At 35.2% G+C, this 19,733-nt stretch carries 20 protein-coding genes and 1 pseudogene; 15 read left to right on the top strand and 6 right to left on the bottom strand.

Features of this window, described 5'->3' with window-relative positions:
• The first annotated feature begins 28 nt into the window (after positions 1 to 28).
• The 4 genes from Y7E_RS0114700 (at position 29) to Y7E_RS29920 (ending at position 4,349) form a co-directional block, all read left to right on the top strand.
• Positions 29 to 1,717, top strand: coding sequence for a formate--tetrahydrofolate ligase (locus Y7E_RS0114700; RefSeq protein WP_026049217.1), 1,689 nt, complete (start codon positions 29 to 31; stop codon positions 1,715 to 1,717).
• 90 nt (positions 1,718 to 1,807) lie between these two features.
• A complete protein-coding gene (locus Y7E_RS0114695) occupies positions 1,808 to 2,335 on the top strand; it encodes a hypothetical protein (RefSeq protein WP_017152027.1) in 528 nt (175 codons plus the stop codon).
• A gap of 19 nt (positions 2,336 to 2,354) precedes the next feature.
• On the top strand, positions 2,355 to 3,524 hold the full coding sequence (locus tag Y7E_RS0114690; RefSeq protein WP_017152026.1) for a DEAD/DEAH box helicase: 1,170 nt from the start codon (positions 2,355 to 2,357) through the stop codon (positions 3,522 to 3,524).
• A 183-nt stretch (positions 3,525 to 3,707) separates the two neighbouring features.
• The gene (locus Y7E_RS29920) at positions 3,708 to 4,349 is read left to right on the top strand and encodes an RNA-guided endonuclease InsQ/TnpB family protein (protein WP_017152025.1); all 642 of its coding nucleotides are present in this window, start codon (positions 3,708 to 3,710) and stop codon (positions 4,347 to 4,349) included.
• Here Y7E_RS29920 and Y7E_RS29915 read toward each other — a convergent pair.
• Positions 4,333 to 4,911, bottom strand: a pseudogene (locus tag Y7E_RS29915) (quinone oxidoreductase family protein); the annotation flags it as partial. The gene Y7E_RS29920 and the pseudogene Y7E_RS29915 overlap by 17 nt on opposite strands.
• 203 nt (positions 4,912 to 5,114) lie before the next feature.
• On the opposite strand from Y7E_RS29915, the gene Y7E_RS0114675 reads away from it, so the two are divergent.
• On the top strand, positions 5,115 to 5,693 hold the full coding sequence (locus tag Y7E_RS0114675) for a sigma-70 family RNA polymerase sigma factor (protein WP_017152023.1): 579 nt from the start codon (positions 5,115 to 5,117) through the stop codon (positions 5,691 to 5,693).
• The gene (locus Y7E_RS0114670; RefSeq protein ID WP_017152022.1) at positions 5,690 to 6,379 is read left to right on the top strand and encodes a DUF3600 domain-containing protein; all 690 of its coding nucleotides are present in this window, start codon (positions 5,690 to 5,692) and stop codon (positions 6,377 to 6,379) included. The genes Y7E_RS0114675 and Y7E_RS0114670 overlap by 4 nt, the downstream gene beginning before the upstream one ends.
• Positions 6,380 to 6,771: 392 nt before the next feature.
• Here the strand turns inward: Y7E_RS0114670 and Y7E_RS0114665 are convergent, their stop codons facing one another.
• The 3 genes from Y7E_RS0114665 to Y7E_RS0114655 all read right to left on the bottom strand — a co-directional run bounded on the left by Y7E_RS0114665 (position 6,772) and on the right by Y7E_RS0114655 (position 8,557).
• Positions 6,772 to 7,185 carry a hypothetical protein gene (locus tag Y7E_RS0114665; protein ID WP_017152021.1) on the bottom strand — a complete coding sequence of 138 codons (414 nt, stop codon included), beginning with the start codon at positions 7,183 to 7,185 and terminating at the stop codon, positions 6,772 to 6,774.
• Positions 7,186 to 7,286: 101 nt separating this feature from the next.
• On the bottom strand, positions 7,287 to 8,258 hold the full coding sequence (locus tag Y7E_RS0114660) for an MBL fold metallo-hydrolase (RefSeq protein ID WP_017152020.1): 972 nt from the start codon (positions 8,256 to 8,258) through the stop codon (positions 7,287 to 7,289).
• An 89-nt stretch (positions 8,259 to 8,347) separates the two neighbouring features.
• Positions 8,348 to 8,557, bottom strand: coding sequence for a DUF3925 family protein (locus tag Y7E_RS0114655; RefSeq protein ID WP_017152019.1), 210 nt, complete (start codon positions 8,555 to 8,557; stop codon positions 8,348 to 8,350).
• A 224-nt stretch (positions 8,558 to 8,781) separates the two neighbouring features.
• Here Y7E_RS0114655 and Y7E_RS0114650 point away from each other — a divergent pair, with 224 nt between their 5' ends.
• Positions 8,782 to 9,261, top strand: coding sequence for a glutathione peroxidase (locus Y7E_RS0114650; protein WP_017152018.1), 480 nt, complete (start codon positions 8,782 to 8,784; stop codon positions 9,259 to 9,261).
• A gap of 835 nt (positions 9,262 to 10,096) precedes the next feature.
• Positions 10,097 to 11,053 carry an alpha/beta hydrolase gene (locus Y7E_RS0114645; RefSeq protein ID WP_017152017.1) on the top strand — a complete coding sequence of 319 codons (957 nt, stop codon included), beginning with the start codon at positions 10,097 to 10,099 and terminating at the stop codon, positions 11,051 to 11,053.
• Between the two features lie 1,048 nt (positions 11,054 to 12,101).
• On the opposite strand, the gene Y7E_RS0114640 is transcribed toward Y7E_RS0114645, so the two are convergent.
• Positions 12,102 to 13,145, bottom strand: coding sequence for a sunset domain-containing protein (locus tag Y7E_RS0114640; RefSeq protein WP_017152016.1), 1,044 nt, complete (start codon positions 13,143 to 13,145; stop codon positions 12,102 to 12,104).
• A gap of 214 nt (positions 13,146 to 13,359) precedes the next feature.
• On the opposite strand from Y7E_RS0114640, the gene Y7E_RS0114635 reads away from it, so the two are divergent.
• The 3 genes from Y7E_RS0114635 to Y7E_RS0114625 all read left to right on the top strand — a co-directional run bounded on the left by Y7E_RS0114635 (position 13,360) and on the right by Y7E_RS0114625 (position 15,056).
• Positions 13,360 to 13,512 (top strand): hypothetical protein, encoded by a 153-nt coding sequence (locus Y7E_RS0114635; protein ID WP_017152015.1) that lies wholly within the window; start codon positions 13,360 to 13,362, stop codon positions 13,510 to 13,512.
• Positions 13,513 to 13,629: 117 nt separating this feature from the next.
• Positions 13,630 to 14,643 carry a CbrC family protein gene (locus Y7E_RS31775; protein ID WP_017152014.1) on the top strand — a complete coding sequence of 338 codons (1,014 nt, stop codon included), beginning with the start codon at positions 13,630 to 13,632 and terminating at the stop codon, positions 14,641 to 14,643.
• A gap of 26 nt (positions 14,644 to 14,669) precedes the next feature.
• Positions 14,670 to 15,056, top strand: coding sequence for a (deoxy)nucleoside triphosphate pyrophosphohydrolase (locus tag Y7E_RS0114625; RefSeq protein ID WP_017152013.1), 387 nt, complete (start codon positions 14,670 to 14,672; stop codon positions 15,054 to 15,056).
• A gap of 68 nt (positions 15,057 to 15,124) precedes the next feature.
• Here Y7E_RS0114625 and Y7E_RS0114620 read toward each other — a convergent pair whose 3' ends face one another.
• A complete protein-coding gene (locus Y7E_RS0114620; RefSeq protein WP_017152012.1) occupies positions 15,125 to 15,856 on the bottom strand; it encodes a hypothetical protein in 732 nt (243 codons plus the stop codon).
• 109 nt (positions 15,857 to 15,965) lie between these two features.
• Here Y7E_RS0114620 and Y7E_RS0114615 point away from each other — a divergent pair, with 109 nt between their 5' ends.
• The 4 genes from Y7E_RS0114615 (at position 15,966) to Y7E_RS0114600 (ending at position 19,724) form a co-directional block, all read left to right on the top strand.
• The gene (locus Y7E_RS0114615; RefSeq protein WP_017152011.1) at positions 15,966 to 16,613 is read left to right on the top strand and encodes an HD domain-containing protein; all 648 of its coding nucleotides are present in this window, start codon (positions 15,966 to 15,968) and stop codon (positions 16,611 to 16,613) included.
• Positions 16,610 to 18,502: an ABC-F family ATP-binding cassette domain-containing protein gene (locus tag Y7E_RS0114610; RefSeq protein ID WP_017152010.1), complete on the top strand. Its 1,893-nt coding sequence runs from the start codon at positions 16,610 to 16,612 to the stop codon at positions 18,500 to 18,502. The genes Y7E_RS0114615 and Y7E_RS0114610 overlap by 4 nt, the downstream gene beginning before the upstream one ends.
• Before the next feature lie 75 nt (positions 18,503 to 18,577).
• Positions 18,578 to 19,309 (top strand): Bax inhibitor-1/YccA family protein, encoded by a 732-nt coding sequence (locus tag Y7E_RS0114605; protein WP_017152009.1) that lies wholly within the window; start codon positions 18,578 to 18,580, stop codon positions 19,307 to 19,309.
• Between the two features lie 160 nt (positions 19,310 to 19,469).
• Positions 19,470 to 19,724 carry a DUF4318 domain-containing protein gene (locus Y7E_RS0114600; protein WP_017152008.1) on the top strand — a complete coding sequence of 85 codons (255 nt, stop codon included), beginning with the start codon at positions 19,470 to 19,472 and terminating at the stop codon, positions 19,722 to 19,724.
• Positions 19,725 to 19,733 lie beyond the last annotated feature (9 nt).

Genomic DNA, 19,733 nt, shown 5'->3' with positions numbered 1-19,733 from the left:
AGAACCAATTAAAGGGGGACTAGGGTATATGACAACTACTACAACAGTTAAATCCGATATTGAAATTGCACAAGAAGCAAGTATGAAGAAAATTCAAGAGATTGCAGCTGAGTTGAACCTTTTAGAAGAAGAATTAGAGCCATATGGTCATTATAAAGGGAAATTATCTCTTGATATTTTTAAGCGCTTACAAACAAAGAAGGACGGAAAAGTTGTTTTAGTAACAGCGATTAACCCGACTCCAGCAGGAGAAGGTAAATCAACGGTAACAGTTGGTTTAGGTCAAGCTTTTAATAAAATTGGTAAAAAAGCAGTAATTGCACTTCGTGAGCCATCACTTGGACCAACAATGGGACTAAAGGGCGGTGCAGCAGGTGGAGGTTATTCACAAGTTGTGCCAATGGAAGACATCAACCTTCACTTTACTGGTGATATTCATGCCATTACAACTGCAAATAACGCATTAGCAGCGTTTATTGATAATCATATCCAACAAGGAAATACACTTAAAATTGATACACGTAAAATTGTTTGGAAGCGTTGTGTCGATTTAAATGACCGTGCACTGCGTAATGTAGTAATTGGTCTTGGTGGACCAGTTCAAGGTGTACCACGTGAAGACGGTTTTGATATTACAGTAGCATCTGAAATTATGGCTGTATTCTGCCTTGCGACAGATATTCAAGATTTAAAAGCACGTTTATCTCGCATTGTCGTTGCTTATAATATGGACAATGAGCCTGTAACAGTTAAAGATTTAGGTGTAGAAGGAGCGTTAACACTTCTATTAAAAGATGCGTTAAAACCAAACTTAGTACAAACATTAGAAAATACACCAGCAATCATTCATGGCGGACCATTCGCTAATATCGCTCACGGTTGTAACAGTGTTATTGCTACAACAATGGCAGCAAAATTAGGTGATTATGTTATTACGGAAGCTGGTTTCGGTGCGGACTTAGGTGCTGAGAAATTTTTAGATATTAAAGCGCGTGCAGCTGGTATTAAACCAGAAGCAGTCGTTATCGTTGCGACAATTCGTGCGCTTAAAATGCACGGCGGCGTAGCGAAAGATCAGTTAAAAGAAGAAAATGCAGATGCGTTAGCAAAAGGAATGGAAAACTTACAAAAACACGTTGAAACAATTCAAGCGTTCGGTGTTCCATTTGTAATCGCAATTAACAAATTTATTACAGATACAGATGCAGAAGTTGCATACTTACAAGAATGGTGCAACAAGCGTGGCTACGAAGTATCCTTAACAGAAGTTTGGGAAAAAGGTGGTCAAGGCGGTGTGGACCTTGCTGAGAAAGTATTAAAGGTAATTGAAAAAGGTGACAACAAATACGCACCACTTTATGATTTAGAATTGCCATTAGAAGAAAAAATCCGTACAATTGCTCAAAAGGTATACGGTGCAAAAGATATTGAATTTGCTCCGAAAGCACGTAAGCAATTGACTCAATTTGCAGGAGAGGGTTGGAGTAACCTCCCAGTATGTATGGCAAAAACACAATACTCTCTTTCTGATGATGCAACAAAATTAGGTCGACCATCTGACTTTATTGTTACAATCCGTGAACTGAAACCATCTATCGGTGCAGGATTTATTGTAGCGTTAACGGGAACAATGTTAACAATGCCAGGTCTTCCAAAACAACCAGCTGCACTTCAAATGGACGTAAATGAAGATGGAAAAGCAGTAGGTTTATTCTAAAAGGTTGTAATTCATCTCGTTTATCTGTAAACTATATATACATCAAGTGGCGCCTTTCCATCGAAAGGCGCCTGTTTTTTGGAGGAAATTATGTTTGATCCAACTGCTTTTGACAACTTAAAAGTAATCGCTGAAGGGGCTATCTATGATTTTGATTTACATGGCGATATTCTTGTAACGGATCGAAAAGATATGATGGACCTTGCATCGCTAAGTCGTATATACAATATTTCATTTCAATTAAATGAACCGTTTGAAACGCTAGTAGAAGCGACATTTTCATTATCTGTAGATGCGAAGAATTTATCAGGTGAAATATTGGAAGTACCCCAGTTTATACCAGGGTGTGAAATGAAACTAGGGTTTACATTTCCACTGCAGCACCCAGAAACAGACTGTCAAGAAATTGAAAATTTGTTACAATCTATCTGGGGAAAAGAGCGAATGATTATGCAACAAATTTCATACGAATATAATAAGCAAGCGATTTCATATCATAATAAGGTAGAAGTTCTATTTCAAAAAGCGATTACAGAAGACCATGTTGATGATTTAATAGCTGTTATTTCTCACATGATAGAAACGGTGCGAGCAATACAACATTTTCTTCAAAAATAGAGATAAAGGAGAAAAACAAATGATAAAAGATATGCAACCATTTTTGCAACAAGCTTGGGAGAAGGCTGGTTTTAAAGAGTTTACTGAAATTCAAAAACAAGCAATTCCAACTATTTTAGAAGGACAAGACGTTATAGCTGAATCTCCAACTGGAACAGGGAAAACATTAGCGTACTTATTACCACTTTTACATAAAATTAATCCTGAAGTGAAACAACCACAAGTTGTAATTTTAGCTCCAACACGTGAACTTGTTATGCAAATTCATGAAGAAGTTCAAAAGTTTACAGCAGGAACTGATATTTCAGGTGCATCTTTAATTGGTGGTGCGGATATTAAGCGCCAAGTGGAAAAGTTGAAGAAACATCCGAAGGTAATTGTCGGTTCACCAGGACGTATTTTAGAATTAATTCGCATGAAAAAGTTAAAAATGCATGAAGTAAAGACAATTGTATTTGATGAGTTTGATCAAATTGTAAAACAAAAGATGATGGAATCGGTGTTTGATGTAATCAAATCAACAATGCGTGATCGTCAATTAGTATTCTTCTCTGCAACAATGACAAAAGACGCAGAAGAAGTAGCACGCGATTTTGCGGTCCAGCCACAGTTAGTTCGCATTAAACGTGCGGAAACAAAAAGTTTAGTTGAACATATGTATATCGTTTGTGAGCGTCGTGAAAAAAATGATTACGTTAGAAGAATTATGCATATTGGTAATGTAAAAGCAGTTGCATTCTTAAATGATCCATATCGTTTAGATGAAATTGCTGAAAAGCTAAAGTATCGCAAAATGAAAGCAGCAGCACTTCATGCGGAAGCAACCAAACAAGAACGTGAAGCAACGATGCGAGCATTCCGTCAAGGAAAATTAGAAATTCTACTTGCAACTGATATTGCTGCGCGCGGCTTAGATATTGATGATTTAACACAGGTAATTCATTTAGAATTACCTGATACATTAGACCAATATATCCACCGTTCAGGCCGTACAGGACGTATGGGGAAAGAGGGGACAGTTGTTTCCCTTGTTACTCCGCAAGAAGAGCGTAAACTACTTCAATTTGCGAAAAAATTAGGCATTCAGTTTAAGAAACAAGAGATGTTTAAAGGAACACTTGTAGAATCAAAACCGAAAGCACCAAAGAAAAAGAAACCAGCATTTACTGGGAAAAGAAAACCTAGATAATGTGAGGTTTCCATTAATAGTGGCATAAAAGTGAGAAGACGTGTCTGCATGTATAAAGCGGTCACGTCTTTTTATTGTTTTGTATAGATTACGTAAAATAACTAATTGTTATTCGAATAGAAAGAACATTTGTTCTATAATGTAAAGGAGTCATTAAACATATCGAAAGAGAGTTGATGTAGTATGGATACGCAAGTGAAGGGTTCTTATTTGTTATGTATTCCAAAGTTCCAAGAAGGTATTTCGATTCATCTACATCGAAAATTACCGATTGAAGGGATCATCAAAAAAGCAACCATTAAGCGAGAAGGTACAAACTACATTGTTTCTCTTTCTGTTGATTCGTTTTGTCCAAATGAAAAACAGGTAGAATCAATTACTTCTGAAGAAGTAATTGGATTAGATTACAGTCAAAGTGAATTGTATGTAGATAGCGAAGGACGAACAGCGCAGTATAGCCGATACAACAAAATCATCGAAAAACGACAACGAAGAATGAACAAATCTTTGGCGCGTAAGAAGAACCGTGCGAAAACAGATGAAACAGGGCATATCATATATAGTCAGAATTATGAAAAACAAGTAAAAGAATATCAAAAAGTAACAACAAAAGCAAAAAACCAAAGAAAAGATTTTCTACACAAGAAAAGTAATCAGATAACCAATGATTACCACGCTATTGTTGTAGAAGATTTGAACTTAAATAACCTAGCGCAATGTTTACGGTTAGGAAAAAAACTACATGACAATGGATTTGGTATGTTTCGCACGATGTTACAATACAAATCTAAGAAAAAGGGCAAACATTATCTTGATAACAAATAACATGATTAGCACCAGCATCTAAAGCAACTTTCTTTTTCGCTTCACTTCCGACTGTTCCAATAATTTTACCAGCGCCTAATATTTTTGCTAATTGAATAGCTGTTGTTCCAATTCTACCAGCTGCTGCATGAATAAGAACGGTTTCACCTTGCTGTAATCTTGCTACATTTGCAAGCAGGTTGTAACTCGCAAAAGATACAACAGGACAAGCAGCTGCGATTGTGAAGTCAACTTCATCAGGTAACACAAACGTAAGGTTTTCATTAGCGACAACATATTCAGCATAAGATCCATTAAGAGGAAAGGCGATTACACGCTGTCCTACGTGGATGCTTTTTACATCAGAACCTACTTGTTCCACAATTCCTGCGGCATCTATACCAGGAATAAATGGTAGTTTTCGATTTCCCTTTTTACCATAGCGAGATTTAATATCGGCAAAATTGACACTTGTCGCGATAACGCGAATTAACACCTGCTTTTCATTAAAAGTCGGCATATCTACTTCTGTATACTTCATTGTTTCAGGTCCACCGAATGCAGTTACAACAATAGCTTTCATATCGCTCCTCATACAATAGATTCTACTTATTATTTTAAACACCCATCATAAAATGGAAAATTATATAATTGTTATGGTGGATTATAAGCTAACGTTATGAAGTAATTGAGTTTACATCAATTTATATAAAAAATATGTTAAAAAATCGAACGAAATGTTTTTTACTTGCCAATATATAGTGTAAGACAAAGGAGGGAAGATAAATGGACGAGGAAACAGACTATCACCATCTCATCGGGCGGACTTTATCAGGAAATCAAGCGGCATACAGTGAACTGTATGATAAAACGATTCAAGATGTTTATAAGACAGCCCACTTTTTGATAGAAGAAAAAACAGATGTAGATGATGTAGTTCAGGAAATATATATACAGCTGTATCAATCACTTGGCAAGTATGATAGGGATCGACCTTTTCGGCCTTGGTTAATGGGACTTGTTATAAGGCAAATTCATTCATACAGGAGAAAAAGGTGGATGCATCTACGTATAGTAAAGAAAGCGGAAGAACAGAGGAAGCTCATTGAATTCGATTTTTCTGGTGATGTTGTGAATAAGCTTTCGAATCAAAATCTTATTGCTCTCATTTATAAATTACCTTACAAATTGAAGCAAGTTATTATACTACGTTATTTACATGATTATTCTCAAGAAGAAGTAGCGAATATTTTACATATTCCGGTTGGAACGGTTAAATCGAGGATTCATGCGGCATTAAAGAAATTACGTCAAAAAGAGCAAATTGAAGAAATCTTTTTAGGAGAGGTAGGGGATGCAAAGTGAGTTTGGATTATCGAGTAAAAGAGTCTATACAAGAAGAAGCGAAAGAGATTGTACCACCACTTGAACTGAAAGAAAAAGTAATGATGCAAATAAAAATGAAGCGCGGAGGGAAAACGATGAAAAAGCGTCTTATAACAGGGGTACTTGCAGCAGCACTGTTAATTCCAACGACTGGGTTTGCATATCAATCTATTATGGCTGATGGGGTTTATGGATCATTTGATAATGTGAAAAAACATGTAGCTAACGCAACATTAAAAGGATATATGCGGTTAGATGCTAAGCTGTCGCAAGCAAAAGGAGAAATGGGAGAAAAGGAATATAAAAAGTTTACAAAACTTTTAACTGTCATTACAGATGCGAAACTGGAATACGGAGATTCAAATGGTAATATTGACTATGATCAATTATCAGTAGTAAAAAAAGAAGAATTGCAAAAAGGATTGATGGAGATTCAGCCATATTTTGATAAATTAAACGGAGAAAAGTCCAGTAAAGAAATATTAACTTCTGAAGAATATAAACAGTATATAGATGCTCTAATGACATATGAAAAAATACAAGTGAAAATTAAATCTAGCGGAGCTGTAACAGTAAATGAAGTTCCTGAAGCGTATAAAGCGGAATTTGTAAAAGCGGATCAGTTTATGAATTATGTAAGTGAAAAGGTACAACAGATCAATTAAGCCTATGAAAAGAAGAGCCCTTGTTTACAAAAGGGCTCTTTTTTCTAGTATAAGAAAATAATCATTTGAACTTTCTTACCGCATGAATTGCCACTCTTACGAGGAGAATCGCACTAATAAATAAACCAACGTAGCTAACTATGCTTAATAATTATATGTACTTTGAATGAGTAATTGACTGCTAGTAGAAAAAATTGAAAAAACATTACATCATTCCTCTGTAAATCATTGGATAACTGTATTATGCAGGAAAATCATAATTCTTACGCGTGGAAACGAGGGAGATAGGTGGGGGATAAACTGCCCGTAAAAGCCCGATTGGTTCAACTAATAATCAGTGGGTGATGAAGAAAATCCCCTCTGATTAAAGTTTCACTTTATGCGGGCCCATGTTAATTTTCTTGTCGTATGAAACTATCTAATAATGTGTAACCAGCTATTATATTTATTATTACGGGAAATGTTGTATTTAAAAGAGTGAGGATAGTTAAATAGGGAAAGAATTGTCCGATAGGTGAGAATAATAGAATAGGTGAAAAGCCAATCAATGTTGAAGGTAACGCAACACCTAGAAATTTATCTAGTTGAAATTTCCATACATGTTGTTTTTTGTTGTTACTGATAAGTTGAAAGAAACGCAATACGCCACCGACGAAAAAGGGGAAAAGCATAAAGAAAAATATTCGAGGGTACATATGAAAGGATAGTTCAGCTTGTTGATCTAGATGAAATTGAATCTTCCCTCCTGTAAATAGCAATATTACAATAAATAAAGTGAAACATAAATATTGAATAACTTTCCTCATTATGTCACCTCTTTTTTTGTCTACTTATTATAAAAAAACATATTCGAAAAAAGAGGATATATGCTTGAAATGTAGCATAGTATCCTCGTATGTCTTTCTATTTAGTTAGTAGTCGTTTTAGCCTTTTCTTGTTTTATAAGATAATCAATAATTCCCATCGCACTTATTTCCATATCCAGTTTTATCACATCGTAAATAGAATGAATTAATGGTACGTCTTGCTGTGAAAGATGAGAAGATACTTTTTCAAGTAATAAAGCACACAGTTCATGACTTGCTGTTTCAAAATCCTGATTTCTTTCAAATACTTGTTTTCCTGCCTCAACAAAGATAGGGAGCCAATATTCAAGCTGTTTATATACTTCAGAAACATGGGAAGATGCACCATAATGCCCAAAGTAGATGGAATCAACATTCATATTTCGAATACGGTCTTTTGCCGCAATCATCGCATCTGGTTGAAACTGTGATGGAGATGTGGTTGGTAAATATAGTTCAACGCCAAGTTCAGCTAGTTCTCGATAATAAATACCAATTGTGTCACCTGTGAAAATGCCATTTGTTAAAGAGTCATGGATGCTAATATGGTGTTTTGCATGCCCTGGTGTATCGTAAAATGTGAGTGTTCGATTTTCTGAAATTTGCAGTATGTCACCATCTTGTACAATATGGACGCGTTTTTCTGGAATAGGAAGGATTGGATTGAAGAGTTCATCAAAAGCATCACCATATACAGCTTTGGCACCTTGGATTAATTTTGTAGGATCAATCATATGACGAGCGCCACGTGAATGGACGAATAGAGTAGCATTTGGGCACTTTTCTATCATTAAACCGGCGCTACCCGCATGATCAAGATGAACATGTGTAACAATGATATTTTTAACATCTGCTAAGTCAATACGTAATTGTTGTAAGCCGTTTAGAATGTGCGGAAGAGAAGGAGCTGCACACGTTTCGATTAAAGTAATATCATCACCTAGTAAAACGTATGTACCTGTACGCTCATTATGTTGTAAATCGTAATCATCGATGATATATAACTGAGAGGATAATTGTTCTACCTTTTTCATATGAGTCACTCCTTATAGTCTTTATATTCTTTTATTATAAAATAAAAGGCAGAAAACGAAAAATCGTTTTCTGCCTTTATGTAATGTTGTTATTTACTTTGCTCTTTACTAATTGACATAATAAAGAATCCGACAAGACCACCAACTAGTGGAAGAGAAATCATTCCTGCAAGTGTAAAGTACTTGCTTAAAAATAGCCCATTTACATCCATAAACCATCCAGCAACAAATAATAACATCATGTATAGTACGAAATAAAACTCGCGATTTGAAATCATTTCACGTTGTGCAGTTTTCATTATCAACACCATCCTTTTTTCATTATAATGGAATTGAAAATGTCACAATTTAGAAAGCAAACTGTCACATTTTGTTCACAATTTAATTGTAAAACTTTCCAAGAGAAATGTCTAGTAGTTTGTGTCGAATTTTTGAACAAAAATAAAGCGTTGTCATTAGACGGGGGAGATAAATACATATATGATGAGAATAAGTATGAAATGATAGAGAGGAGTAGATATATATGATAGTGTATGACTTTTCTGCAAAAACAATTACAGGGGAAGAAAAATCATTGCGAGAGTATGAGGGCAAAGTTCTTCTTATTGTAAATGTCGCAAGTAAATGTGGATTTACACCGCAATATAAAGGATTGCAGTCTATTTATGAAAAGTATAAAGAGCAAGGATTTGAAATAATCGGTTTCCCATGCAACCAATTTGGCGGACAAGAACCTGGGACAGAAGAAGATATTACAAGTTTTTGTGAATTAAACTATGGTGTATCTTTTCCGATGTTCGCTAAAATTGATGTAAAAGGTGATGGTGCACATCCGTTATATAAATATATGACAGATCAAGCACCGGGCATACTTGGCATGAAGGCGGTTAAGTGGAACTTTACGAAATTTTTAATAGGGCGTGATGGGAAAGTGATAGATCGTTTTGCGCCGCAGACGAAGCCAGAAGAGTTGGAGAAGGAGATTGAAAGGGTTCTCAGTTAATAATCATGAATCACTATTTTGGTGTCTTCCGCTAAATAGCTCGTTCAACTTTTAGCACCTTTCTGAATACTAATGAAAATTTGTGTCCGAAATAAGAATCATTTTATTTTCGCAAAGATGGATAATTCGGAAGTATTTTTCCAAGGTTTAAGTTGGTATTACGAGAGTTATAGGGAAGAAAAAATATTTTACTGGATTCACAGACTATTATAGTAGTCTAAAAATAGCCGCTCCAATACAAAGGGAGCGGCTATGCTAATATTTTTATATATTCCTTTAAAGATACCTAAGTTACACAGTGTCTATGTGTTTTATCTCAGTAAGGAACATCGACAATAAATCTGAAAAACATGATAGGGAAATTTATAAAAGAAACGGTTCATAAAGTTTCACCAATTACAATCATTAAAGCTAGTTTTGTCCATCTTTGTAATATATACGTAAATCTATATTGCGGTATCTTCAATAGCATAAGTTTCAATGTATATACCTCTATTTCAATATCGAGTATTGGCTGCTATTATACTTTGTGAAATAGGTTATGTACCCCCATTTAAGAACAAGTCAGATTTAAAACTTATTACGAATTTTATTGGCTGTATGCTTCTAAATATTGTTTCTTATATGATTCAAAAACCATATAATTTTATCGTCATTTTTCATATTTCTCATTCCATATTTTTTTATAAAACTAAAGAAGGTTTATTTTTTTGAATATTCTGTTGACTATTATGACATATCCACTTTACAATTTAATTGTGATGATTTTATCGCAATTAAACTACTTAGAATACACTTCACTTATTTGAAAACAATTACAAATAGGGGTGTTAAAATGAAGAACCGAGTAAATCCAGAGTTATTACCAGGATTAGAAATGTTTCAAGACCTTGATTTACGCCCAGAGAACTTGCAAGCAATCAGAGAAGGAATATCGCAAATGAGACCACCTACCGTTGTTGATGAATCCCTTTCATTAACAGATGAAGTCATTGTAGGACCTGATGCTAATCCATTACCATTAAGAATTTATCGTCCAAAATCAAATAATGAATCCTTACCTGTCCTGTTATGGATTCATGGTGGCGGTTATATCTTAGGGTCTATAGATGATAATGATGATCCTTGTATGAGGTTTGCAAAAGAAGCCAACTGTGTGGTCGTTTCTGTAGACTACCGTTTAGCTCCTGAACATCCTTATCCAGCACCAATTGAGGATTGTTATGCAGCATTAAAATGGATCGCTGATAATGCAGAGCCATTAAACATTGATTCGAATCGAATTGGTGTTGCAGGAGCGAGCGCTGGCGGTGGACTAACAGCAGCATTGACATTATTAGCCCGAGATCGACAATATCCTTCTATTTGTTTCCAAATGCCACTCTATCCAATGATTGATGACCGAAATAATACACCTTCTACGAATGAAATTAAAGAAGGATTTGTTTGGAATCAAAAGACAAATGAAGCTGGCTGGAAAATGTATTTAGGAGAAATATATGGAACAGATAATATTCCTGCCTATGCAGCCCCTGCTCGAGCAGAGGATTATAGTAATTTGCCATACACCTACACATTTGTTGGTCAATTAGATCCATTCCGCAGTGAAACATTAACCTATGTAACCAAACTTGCGCAAGCTGGTGTTGATGTCGAATTTCATTTATATCCTGGGGCCTATCACTGGTTTGAAGGATTAAATCCAAATGCCGACGTATCTATTCACGCTGTGAATGAAATTATCCAAGCAGTAAAGACTGGTTTCGAAAGAGTAGCTAAGGTAGAGGCTTAATCTCTTTACAAAAGAAACACTCACAAATAGTACACATTTGTGAGTGTTTTTACCTTTCAAACATGTATCAATTTGTTTTCAAGATACTTCCAGAATTGCTGATGCTATCATTTTTATCTCCTAACTAATATAATAATTCTTATCTATATAATTAAATTTTGCCTTACAACTCAATATTAATGTGAAAATTATCCACTATTACGCATTGGTTTATTGTGCTAACCTGCCCCGTTGCTTAAGTACATTTCTTCACAATCTTATTTATTAAAATAAATATCCAAGTTTTATTCAATTAAATGGCCCGATTGTTGAATAACATGACTGGAGTTTTTTAAACAACTTTATTGTTACTTAACATATTCATCATTTTCAATTTCCTTATATTCCTTAATAAGCGTATCTAATTCTGAATAATCAGCACTTACATTAAAGTAACATTCGAGAAAATATCTTAATGTGCTTCATTGTTTTTCATCAATCATTCTAATTGCTCCTTATTTTACGGCAAGGGAAATGATGTTAATACTCTAAACCCTAATTTGTAGGTAAGACAACGTTTTATAAACTTGTAAAAGAATATGAAGGGTCGGTAAAATAATACTGGCTTTTTTACTTAGGGGCGGGGGAGGTTTTTGGAATTTTGGTTTACCAGGCGTCTGAAAAATCCGCGCAAAATTTAAAACTTTGGGTCTAAATTATGAGATAATACGCTAGGCTTTACGACATTTCCATTCTTTTCTAGTTGTTTCATTTGAATTTCACTAAAGATAATTTTACTCATTTTCCGCACCGCACTTTTATCATTGTTTCCATTATAAAGAGGAATGGGTGCAAAAATACGCAAAAAACCCGAATCGTGGACTTTTTTAAGTGTTCACAATTCGGGGTACAGTTCAGTCTTTGTTTCTTGGTTTTTTTATCGATTAGTCAAATGCTCGCATCTAAAGAATTATTGAACGGTTTTAAAGAAATTGATGTAAACCTTAAAATATATGTCTCAAATCTTGGAAATAGGGCTTACAAAATTTAAGATTCAATAATATATAGTCTACCTTTTAGATTTCATATAACCAGCTGCTTGAGCATCAGCTTCTGAACAGAACCAAACTATATTATCTTTTGTAGAAACATAATATTGACCGCCAGGAACATGGTATTTTTTAGAATTAGCATTTCCTTTAATTTGGCCTTTACAGGAAGTGTTTGTTTCTTTATCATCACTAGGGTCATTCTGGAAAGGTTGAGCATTAGAGCCCCCACGATTGCTATTAGATGAGGATGCTACAGTACTTCTCTTTTGGGAAGCTTGCTCAGCAGCTTGACGTTGTTGTTCTTCTTGTTGTTTACGAGCTTGTTCTTCAGCTTGACGCTGTTGCTCTTCCTGCTGTATACGAGCTTGTTCCTCAGCTTGACGTTGTTGCTCTTCCTCTTGCTTACGAGCTTGTTCTTCAGCCTGTCGTTGTTGCTCTTCCTGTTGTTTACGAGCTTGTTCTTCAGCTTGACGTTGTTGTTCTTCTTGTTGTTTACGAGTTTGTTCCTCAGCTTGACGCTGTTGCTTTTCCTCTTCCTCTTCCTGTTGTTTACGAGCTTGTTCTTCAGACTGAAGCTGTTGTTCTTCTTGTTGCTTATGAGCCTGTTCTTCTTCTAGTTTATGAGTTTTTTCGTCTGCTTCTTTCTTTTCTGCATCTTTTTTATCTGTTTTTTCAACTGCAATTTTTTTATCTTTTGCTGTTGCTTTTTCAGTAGAAGGAGTTGCGATACTTACTAATACTCCAAAAACTACAAATAAAACAGCAGTAATTAAAAATTGTTTCTTCGCCATACCAGTTTTTTTAATAATGGATAAGATTGCTAGAATAAGAAAGAAAATGCACATGATTAAACATACATTAGCGAAAAAGTTAATAATAGGATGATTTGTTTCCGCTGTGCTAGTTGCTGATGTTAAAAATGAAATAATAAAACAAATAACCGCAGGTCTACTATATCTCATTGCTTTACCATTTTTCTTAAAGAATGAAATGATACATAAAATTAGTAGAATAAGAGCTGCTAAAAATAAAATTGCACTAATATTACTCCAAAATGACATTTTAATACCTTCATTTGTAAGATTTTCTCTATTGATTATATAGGAATATATTAGAAATTACATAGATCTGGTTAAAATAAGAAAATTCTATTTCTTAAATTGATAGACCGAAAAAACCATTTTTCTTTATATAAAGAAAAATGAATATAATTCCTATTACTTTTTTTCAATAAATTCATAGATTACTAATAACTCGTCTGAAAGGAGGGTTCTAATGGACTTACAATTGTTGGTGACGTGTATTTTAGAAGAGAACGGAGCTTTCTTTTTAGTCACAAAAGTAGATGATGTTATCACATTAAAAATACCAATCGCAGCAAATTTAGCAGCTTTATTTTTAGCATTAGGTGTTCCAAGATGCGAGTAGTGTAATGTAGGATGGTAGATAGGTGAAATAACTTCTCACCTATCTACTAAATAAACAGGTTTAAACAATTGAAATATTTTTAACAGATAAATTTTACTATCTAAGGAGGGGGAATATTTGATCCGCCAAGCAAAACAAGAAGAAATTGTAATAGTAAGAGGCTGGTTACAGGAAACAGCAATTTCTCTTAAGCAAAAAGGTATTCAGCAGTGGGGGCAATTTTTACGTTATGAAAATACAAAGATAATAGAGTTTGATTTTGAAAAAGGCTATCTATTTGTTTTTGAGAATGATCAAAATCAAATCATCGCATCAATTTCTCTCTGTGATAAGGAAGAGTGGGATGCAAGCTTATGGAATGATGAAATAGACGCGTATTATATACATAGAATTGTAGTCTCGAAAGAAGGTAAGGGATTAAACATAGGTAGTCAGTTCATACAATGGGCAAAGAATAGAGCAAGAGAGTCAGGAAAGAAATTAAGACTAGACTGCGTTTCTAGTAATGATTTCTTGCAAGAGTTTTATCAAAAGCTAGGGTTATCATTTAGCAGCTTTGTGAATGGATTTTCCTTGTATGAGTGGAGCGAAGTAGAAGAGTCGCTTCCTAGTTTTAAATACAATAAAAACCCTTTAGGGTTATTAGTCATAAGAGAAGCGGATGGAATGTGTCCAGTATGTCGTAGGAAAACAGGCTATGTGTACGATGGTCCTTTTTACACAACTTTTGATGAGGAAGAAACAGAAAATATATGTCCATGGTGTATAGCTAATGGCTTTGCTGCTCAAAAATTTGATGGAGAGTTTAATTATAGTGGGGAACATATGGATGTTCAAAATAAGGAGTATACAGATGAACTTTTTTATAGGACGCCTAGTTATTTTTCATGGCAAGGGGAGTATTGGTTAAGCCATTGCAATGATTACTGTGCAATTATTGATGAGGTAGGTTGGAAGGAAATCGCACATTTAGAACATGAATTAAACGATGATATTGAGAAAATCATAAATAAAAAAAAGATAACGAGAGAAGATTTTAAAGGAATGTTATATAAAAAGGGGCATTTTACGGGATATTTATTTCAATGTGTTCATTGTAGTAAACACCGATTATATGTTGATATGTCATAACCAATTGAATTAGGAGATGATGAAAGATGAAGAAAAAAATATCGGTTGTTGGCGCGGTTATTTTCAATGAGAATAATCAAATCTTATGTGCATTACGCTCCCCTATAATGTCATTACCAAATTATTGGGAGTTTCCAGGCGGGAAGGTAAATGACGGAGAAAATCTACAAGAAGCATTAATTCGTGAGATTAAAGAAGAATTGGATTGTAGTATTACAGTAGGAGAGAAAGTAGCAGAAGTCGAGCATGAATATGAGAAGGCAATAGTTCATTTAATTACCTATAAAGCAGCGATTGTATCTGGAACACCTAGAGCTTTAGAACACGCACAATTGAAGTGGATAAGTGTAAATAATATTAAAGAGCTTACATGGGCACCAGCAGATGTACCAACTGTAGAGAAATTAGTATAGGGATATTACATATAAGGAAATGAAAAGTACCATCTCTTATTTGATAAGAGGCGGCACTTTTGTATGTTTTAGAATTGCTCATTCTTTTCCCAAGACTCTACAATATAATGAGCAATTGTAGGATTAAATCCTTTTCCAACTAAAAACATAATCGCAGCAACCTCTGTCATTGCATGTTTGTGAGAGGTATGTTTTGCTTCATTCATACCGTACTCTACCCATGGTTTTACGAAATCTAATACAGGTTTCTTTAAAGGTAAAAATTGTGTGCCAACAACTTGTTGAATTTGCTCTTGCGTTGGTTCAGTTGGAATTACTGTGGTAGGAGCTGGTGGTAAGATTTGTGGTTGGGTTGGATCTAATGTTGGCGCCGGTGGTGAAACACGCGGATGTTGAAACATTTGTGGTTGCTGATATTGAGATTGCTGAGTTAAATACTGATTCTGTTGGTACGGAGTTTCATGGGTTTGTTTTGTTAAGTATGGATTTTGTTGATAGCGAGTTTCTTGAGATTGCTGAGCTACGTATGGATTTTGCTGGTACGGAATTTCATGGGATTGTTGAGCTACGTATGGACTTTGCCTGTACGGAGTTTCATGGGATTGTTGAGCTACGTATGGATTTTGCTGGTATTGAGTTTCGTGAGTTTGTTGTGATAAGTATGAATTTTGTTGATATTGCAATTTCTGTTGCTGTGGTTCCTGTTTTTGATCTTCAGTCCGCGGCTCTTGATATCGTTGTTCTTCATTTTGAGGATAGTATGGTTGCGCTGGATAAGGCTGTTGATTATTATAGAACATATTTATTTCCTCCTTCATAATCGTACGTACAAAACAGTCTATGGGCAGACAAGAAAATATGTGATGAAAAAATGAGAGCGTGTTACAATAAGGAATTGGGTGAAGATAAATGAAAAAACAAGAACAAATACAAAAAACAGTCGGCTTTGTAAAAAATATTTTAGAAAAAGATGCCAGTGGACATGATTGGTATCACATTGAACGTGTACATAAATTAGCGATTTCTTTGTCTGAAAAAGAAGGTGGGGATCGTTTTGTAATTGAGATGGCAGCTTTACTTCACGATGTAGCGGATGAGAAGTTAAATGAAAGTGAAGAAGCTGGTATGAAAAAAGTTTCTGATTGGTTAGAAGGATTAGATGTTACTGAAGAAGAAAAGGAACATATCCTTCATATTATTGCAAATATGTCTTATAAAGGTGGACATGGTGGTAATGTAGAAACATTGGAAGGGAAAATTGTTCAAGATGCAGATCGTTTAGATGCACTTGGTGCCATTGGTATTGCTCGCACGTTTGCTTACGGCGGTGCAAAAGGGCGTTTAATGTATGACCCGAATATTCCACCGCGTGAAGAAATGACGAAAGAAGAGTATCGAAAAAATAGTGACCCATCGTTAAATCATTTTTATGAAAAACTTTTAAAGTTGAAAGATTTAATGAATACAGATGCTGCGAAGCGAGAGGCTGAAGTTCGTCATCGCTATATGGAAGAGTTTATAGAACAATTTATGAAAGAGTGGAATGCACAAATATGAAAATGCTAACAGTAGAAAACGTATCAAAATCATATGGGGATAAACCGTTATTTGATGGATTATCATTTAGTATTGCAGAGGGACAACGTGCAGGCATTATTGGTGTAAACGGTACAGGGAAATCTACATTATTAAAAATTATTGCCGGGGTAGAGATTCCCGATACAGGTGATATGACACATACGCGTGGCTATACAATTAGCTATTTATCACAGCAACCGGATTTTAATGAAAATCTAACAGTGCTTGAGCAAGTATTCCACGGTGATACGCCGCTAATTCGTCTTCTTCGTGAATACGAACAAGCGTTATTAAACATAGAAAAAGACCCAAGTAATGAAAAAGTACAAGAACAATTATTTGCTGTGCAGCAACGTATGGATGCGATGAATGCATGGGAAGCAAATGCGAATGCGAAGTCGCTCTTAACGAAACTCGGAATTACAGATTTCACAGCAACTGTTGGGAACTTATCTGGTGGACAAAAGAAACGTATTGCAATGGCGCAATGCTTTATTGAAATGCCAGATTTATTAATTTTAGATGAGCCAACGAACCACCTTGACCATGAAACAGTAGAATGGTTGGAGGAGTACTTAGCACGTTATACAGGGGCTGTTTTACTCGTAACGCACGATCGTTACTTCTTAGATCGTGTTACAAATCGTATTTTTGAACTAGATAATGGTAATCTGTATAGCTATGAAGGAAACTATAGTGCATTTTTAGAAGCGAAGGCACTTCGTGAGGAACAAGAATTAGCGCAAGAATCAAAGCGCCAAAACTTATATCGCCGTGAACTTGCTTGGATTCGCCGCGGTGCGAAAGCTCGTTCTACGAAACAAAAAGCACGTATTCAGCGTTTTGAAGAGCTGAAAGAACAAGAAGGTCCAGAAGCGAAGCAATCTGTTGATATTTCACTTAGCGGAAGTCGCTTAGGAAAGAAAGTGCTTGAATTAAAAGATGTAACGAAGAAATTCGGTGAAAAAACGGTATTACATAATTTTAATCATATTGTGAAACCAGGCGATCGAATTGGTATTATTGGGGCCAATGGTAGCGGGAAATCTTCGCTATTAAATATGCTTGCAGGCAAACTATTTCCTGACAGTGGTGAAATTGAAATTGGGCAAACTGTGAAAATTGCTTATTATACGCAGGAAAATGAAGAGATGAATTTAAATCAGCGTATGATTGAATACATTAAAGAAATTGCAGAAGTAATTCATACAACAGATGGAAAAGTCATTGGAGTATCCCAAATGCTTGAGCGTTTCTTATTCCCACCGCATTCACATGGAACGCCACTTGGTAAACTATCTGGTGGTGAAAGAAGACGTCTGTATTTATTACGTCTTTTAATGGGAGAGCCAAATGTACTTTTATTAGACGAGCCGACCAACGATTTAGATACACAAACGTTAACAGTACTAGAAGACTATTTAGAAGGTTTCCCAGGCGTCGTGCTTACGGTATCGCATGATCGCTATTTCTTAGATAAAGTAGTAGATGAATTATTTATCTTTACTGGTGGCGGAGAAGTTCGTGAATTCTTAGGAAGCTATAGTGATTACCTAGATATACAAAAGGCGCAAGAACTACTAGAAAAAGTAGAAGTACAGAAGGAAAAGAAAGTTGAAGAAGCTCCAAAGCAACAACGTAAACGTAAACTTTCATATCACGAACAGCGTGAATGGGAAACGATTGAAGATAGGATTGCAGGGCTTGAAGAGAAGCTTGAAACAATTGGGGAAGAACTTGCAAATGTCGGTTCTGATTTTACAAAAGCTCAAGAACTTTCGGAAGCACAGCAGCAAACGGAAGAAGAGCTAGAAAAAGCGATGGAACGCTGGAGCGAACTATCTGACATCGTTGAAGGTTTAAAATAAAAACAAGCTGCATATATTGAAATGTAAAGAGAAAAACTTTACACTATTAGTAGAACCTATTTTAGGAGGGAAAAAATGAGAACATCTAATCCAATGTTGAACAAAGAGGCATTTCGTAAAGAGGGAGCAAGTGCATCTACGATGACAATTGGCGGAGCAGTAGGCAAAACATTCATTATGCTTATTTTGCTTCTTGCAACGTCTGTCTATTCATACATACAGATGATGCAAGGTACAATGAAAATGCCTGTTTTAATTGGCTCTTTAATTGTCGCTGCAATCATCGCGTTTGCGTCTATGTTCTTTCCACGTATCTCGCCAATTACTGCACCGATTTATGCGGCAGTAGAAGGTGTTGTATTAGGAAGCATCTCAGCGTTTTATACAATGCGTTTTGGTGATTCTATCGTTTTAAATGCTGTATTACTAACAGTTTCAATTTTATTTGCAATGTTAGTTTTATATGCAACTCGCGTAGTAAAAGTAACTGATAAATTCCGCACAGGTGTAATGGCTGCAACGTTTGGAATTATGATTATGTACTTAATCGTATTCCTATTAAACATGTTTGGTGTTACTGTGCCGTATATTCATCAAGGTGGAACAATTGGTATTATCATTAGTGCAGTTGTTATTGTTGTTGCTGCATTAAATTTATTACTAGACTTCGATTTAATCGAAAGCGGTGCACGCAGCGGAGCTCCAAAATACATGGAGTGGTACGGTGCAATGGGTTTAATGTTGACTCTAGTATGGTTATACTTAGAAATTCTTCGTTTCGTTTCTTACTTTACGAAAAATGACTAATTGAAAGAAATCCTGCATGTTTGAAACATGCAGGATTTCTTTGTGTTTTTTAGATTTAAGGTAATTGATGTTTTTAGACCAAGAAGAGTTTATGGTTATGGTATAATATGGATGGTTAATGTGGTGATAATTGTTAATTTGTGGTGAAGGAGGAGAGCTTATGATGAAAGAAAAGAAAGGGCTATTAAAAAAACTATTAGGAAAAAGCTTTTTTATTGAATTAGATGAAGCTTTGACTTATCCATCTGTTGAAACCATTTGTGCTGCTATTGAGACATATGCTACTGACTCTAAGGAAAAACTTAAATTTGAAAGTAAAGTAAAGCCGATTACTTTTTATCTAGAAAATACATTGTATCAAGTGGATATACGGATGGCTCGTGGAGGATATTATATATCTTGCAGTGAGGTATAAGTGAAGTAG

The sequence above is a fragment of the Bacillus bingmayongensis genome (assembly GCF_000299035.1).
Taxonomy (GTDB): Bacteria; Bacillota; Bacilli; order Bacillales; family Bacillaceae_G; genus Bacillus_A; species Bacillus_A bingmayongensis.
Note: the sequence above shows the minus strand (reverse complement) of the source record. Positions and strands in the feature narration are given on the sequence as shown.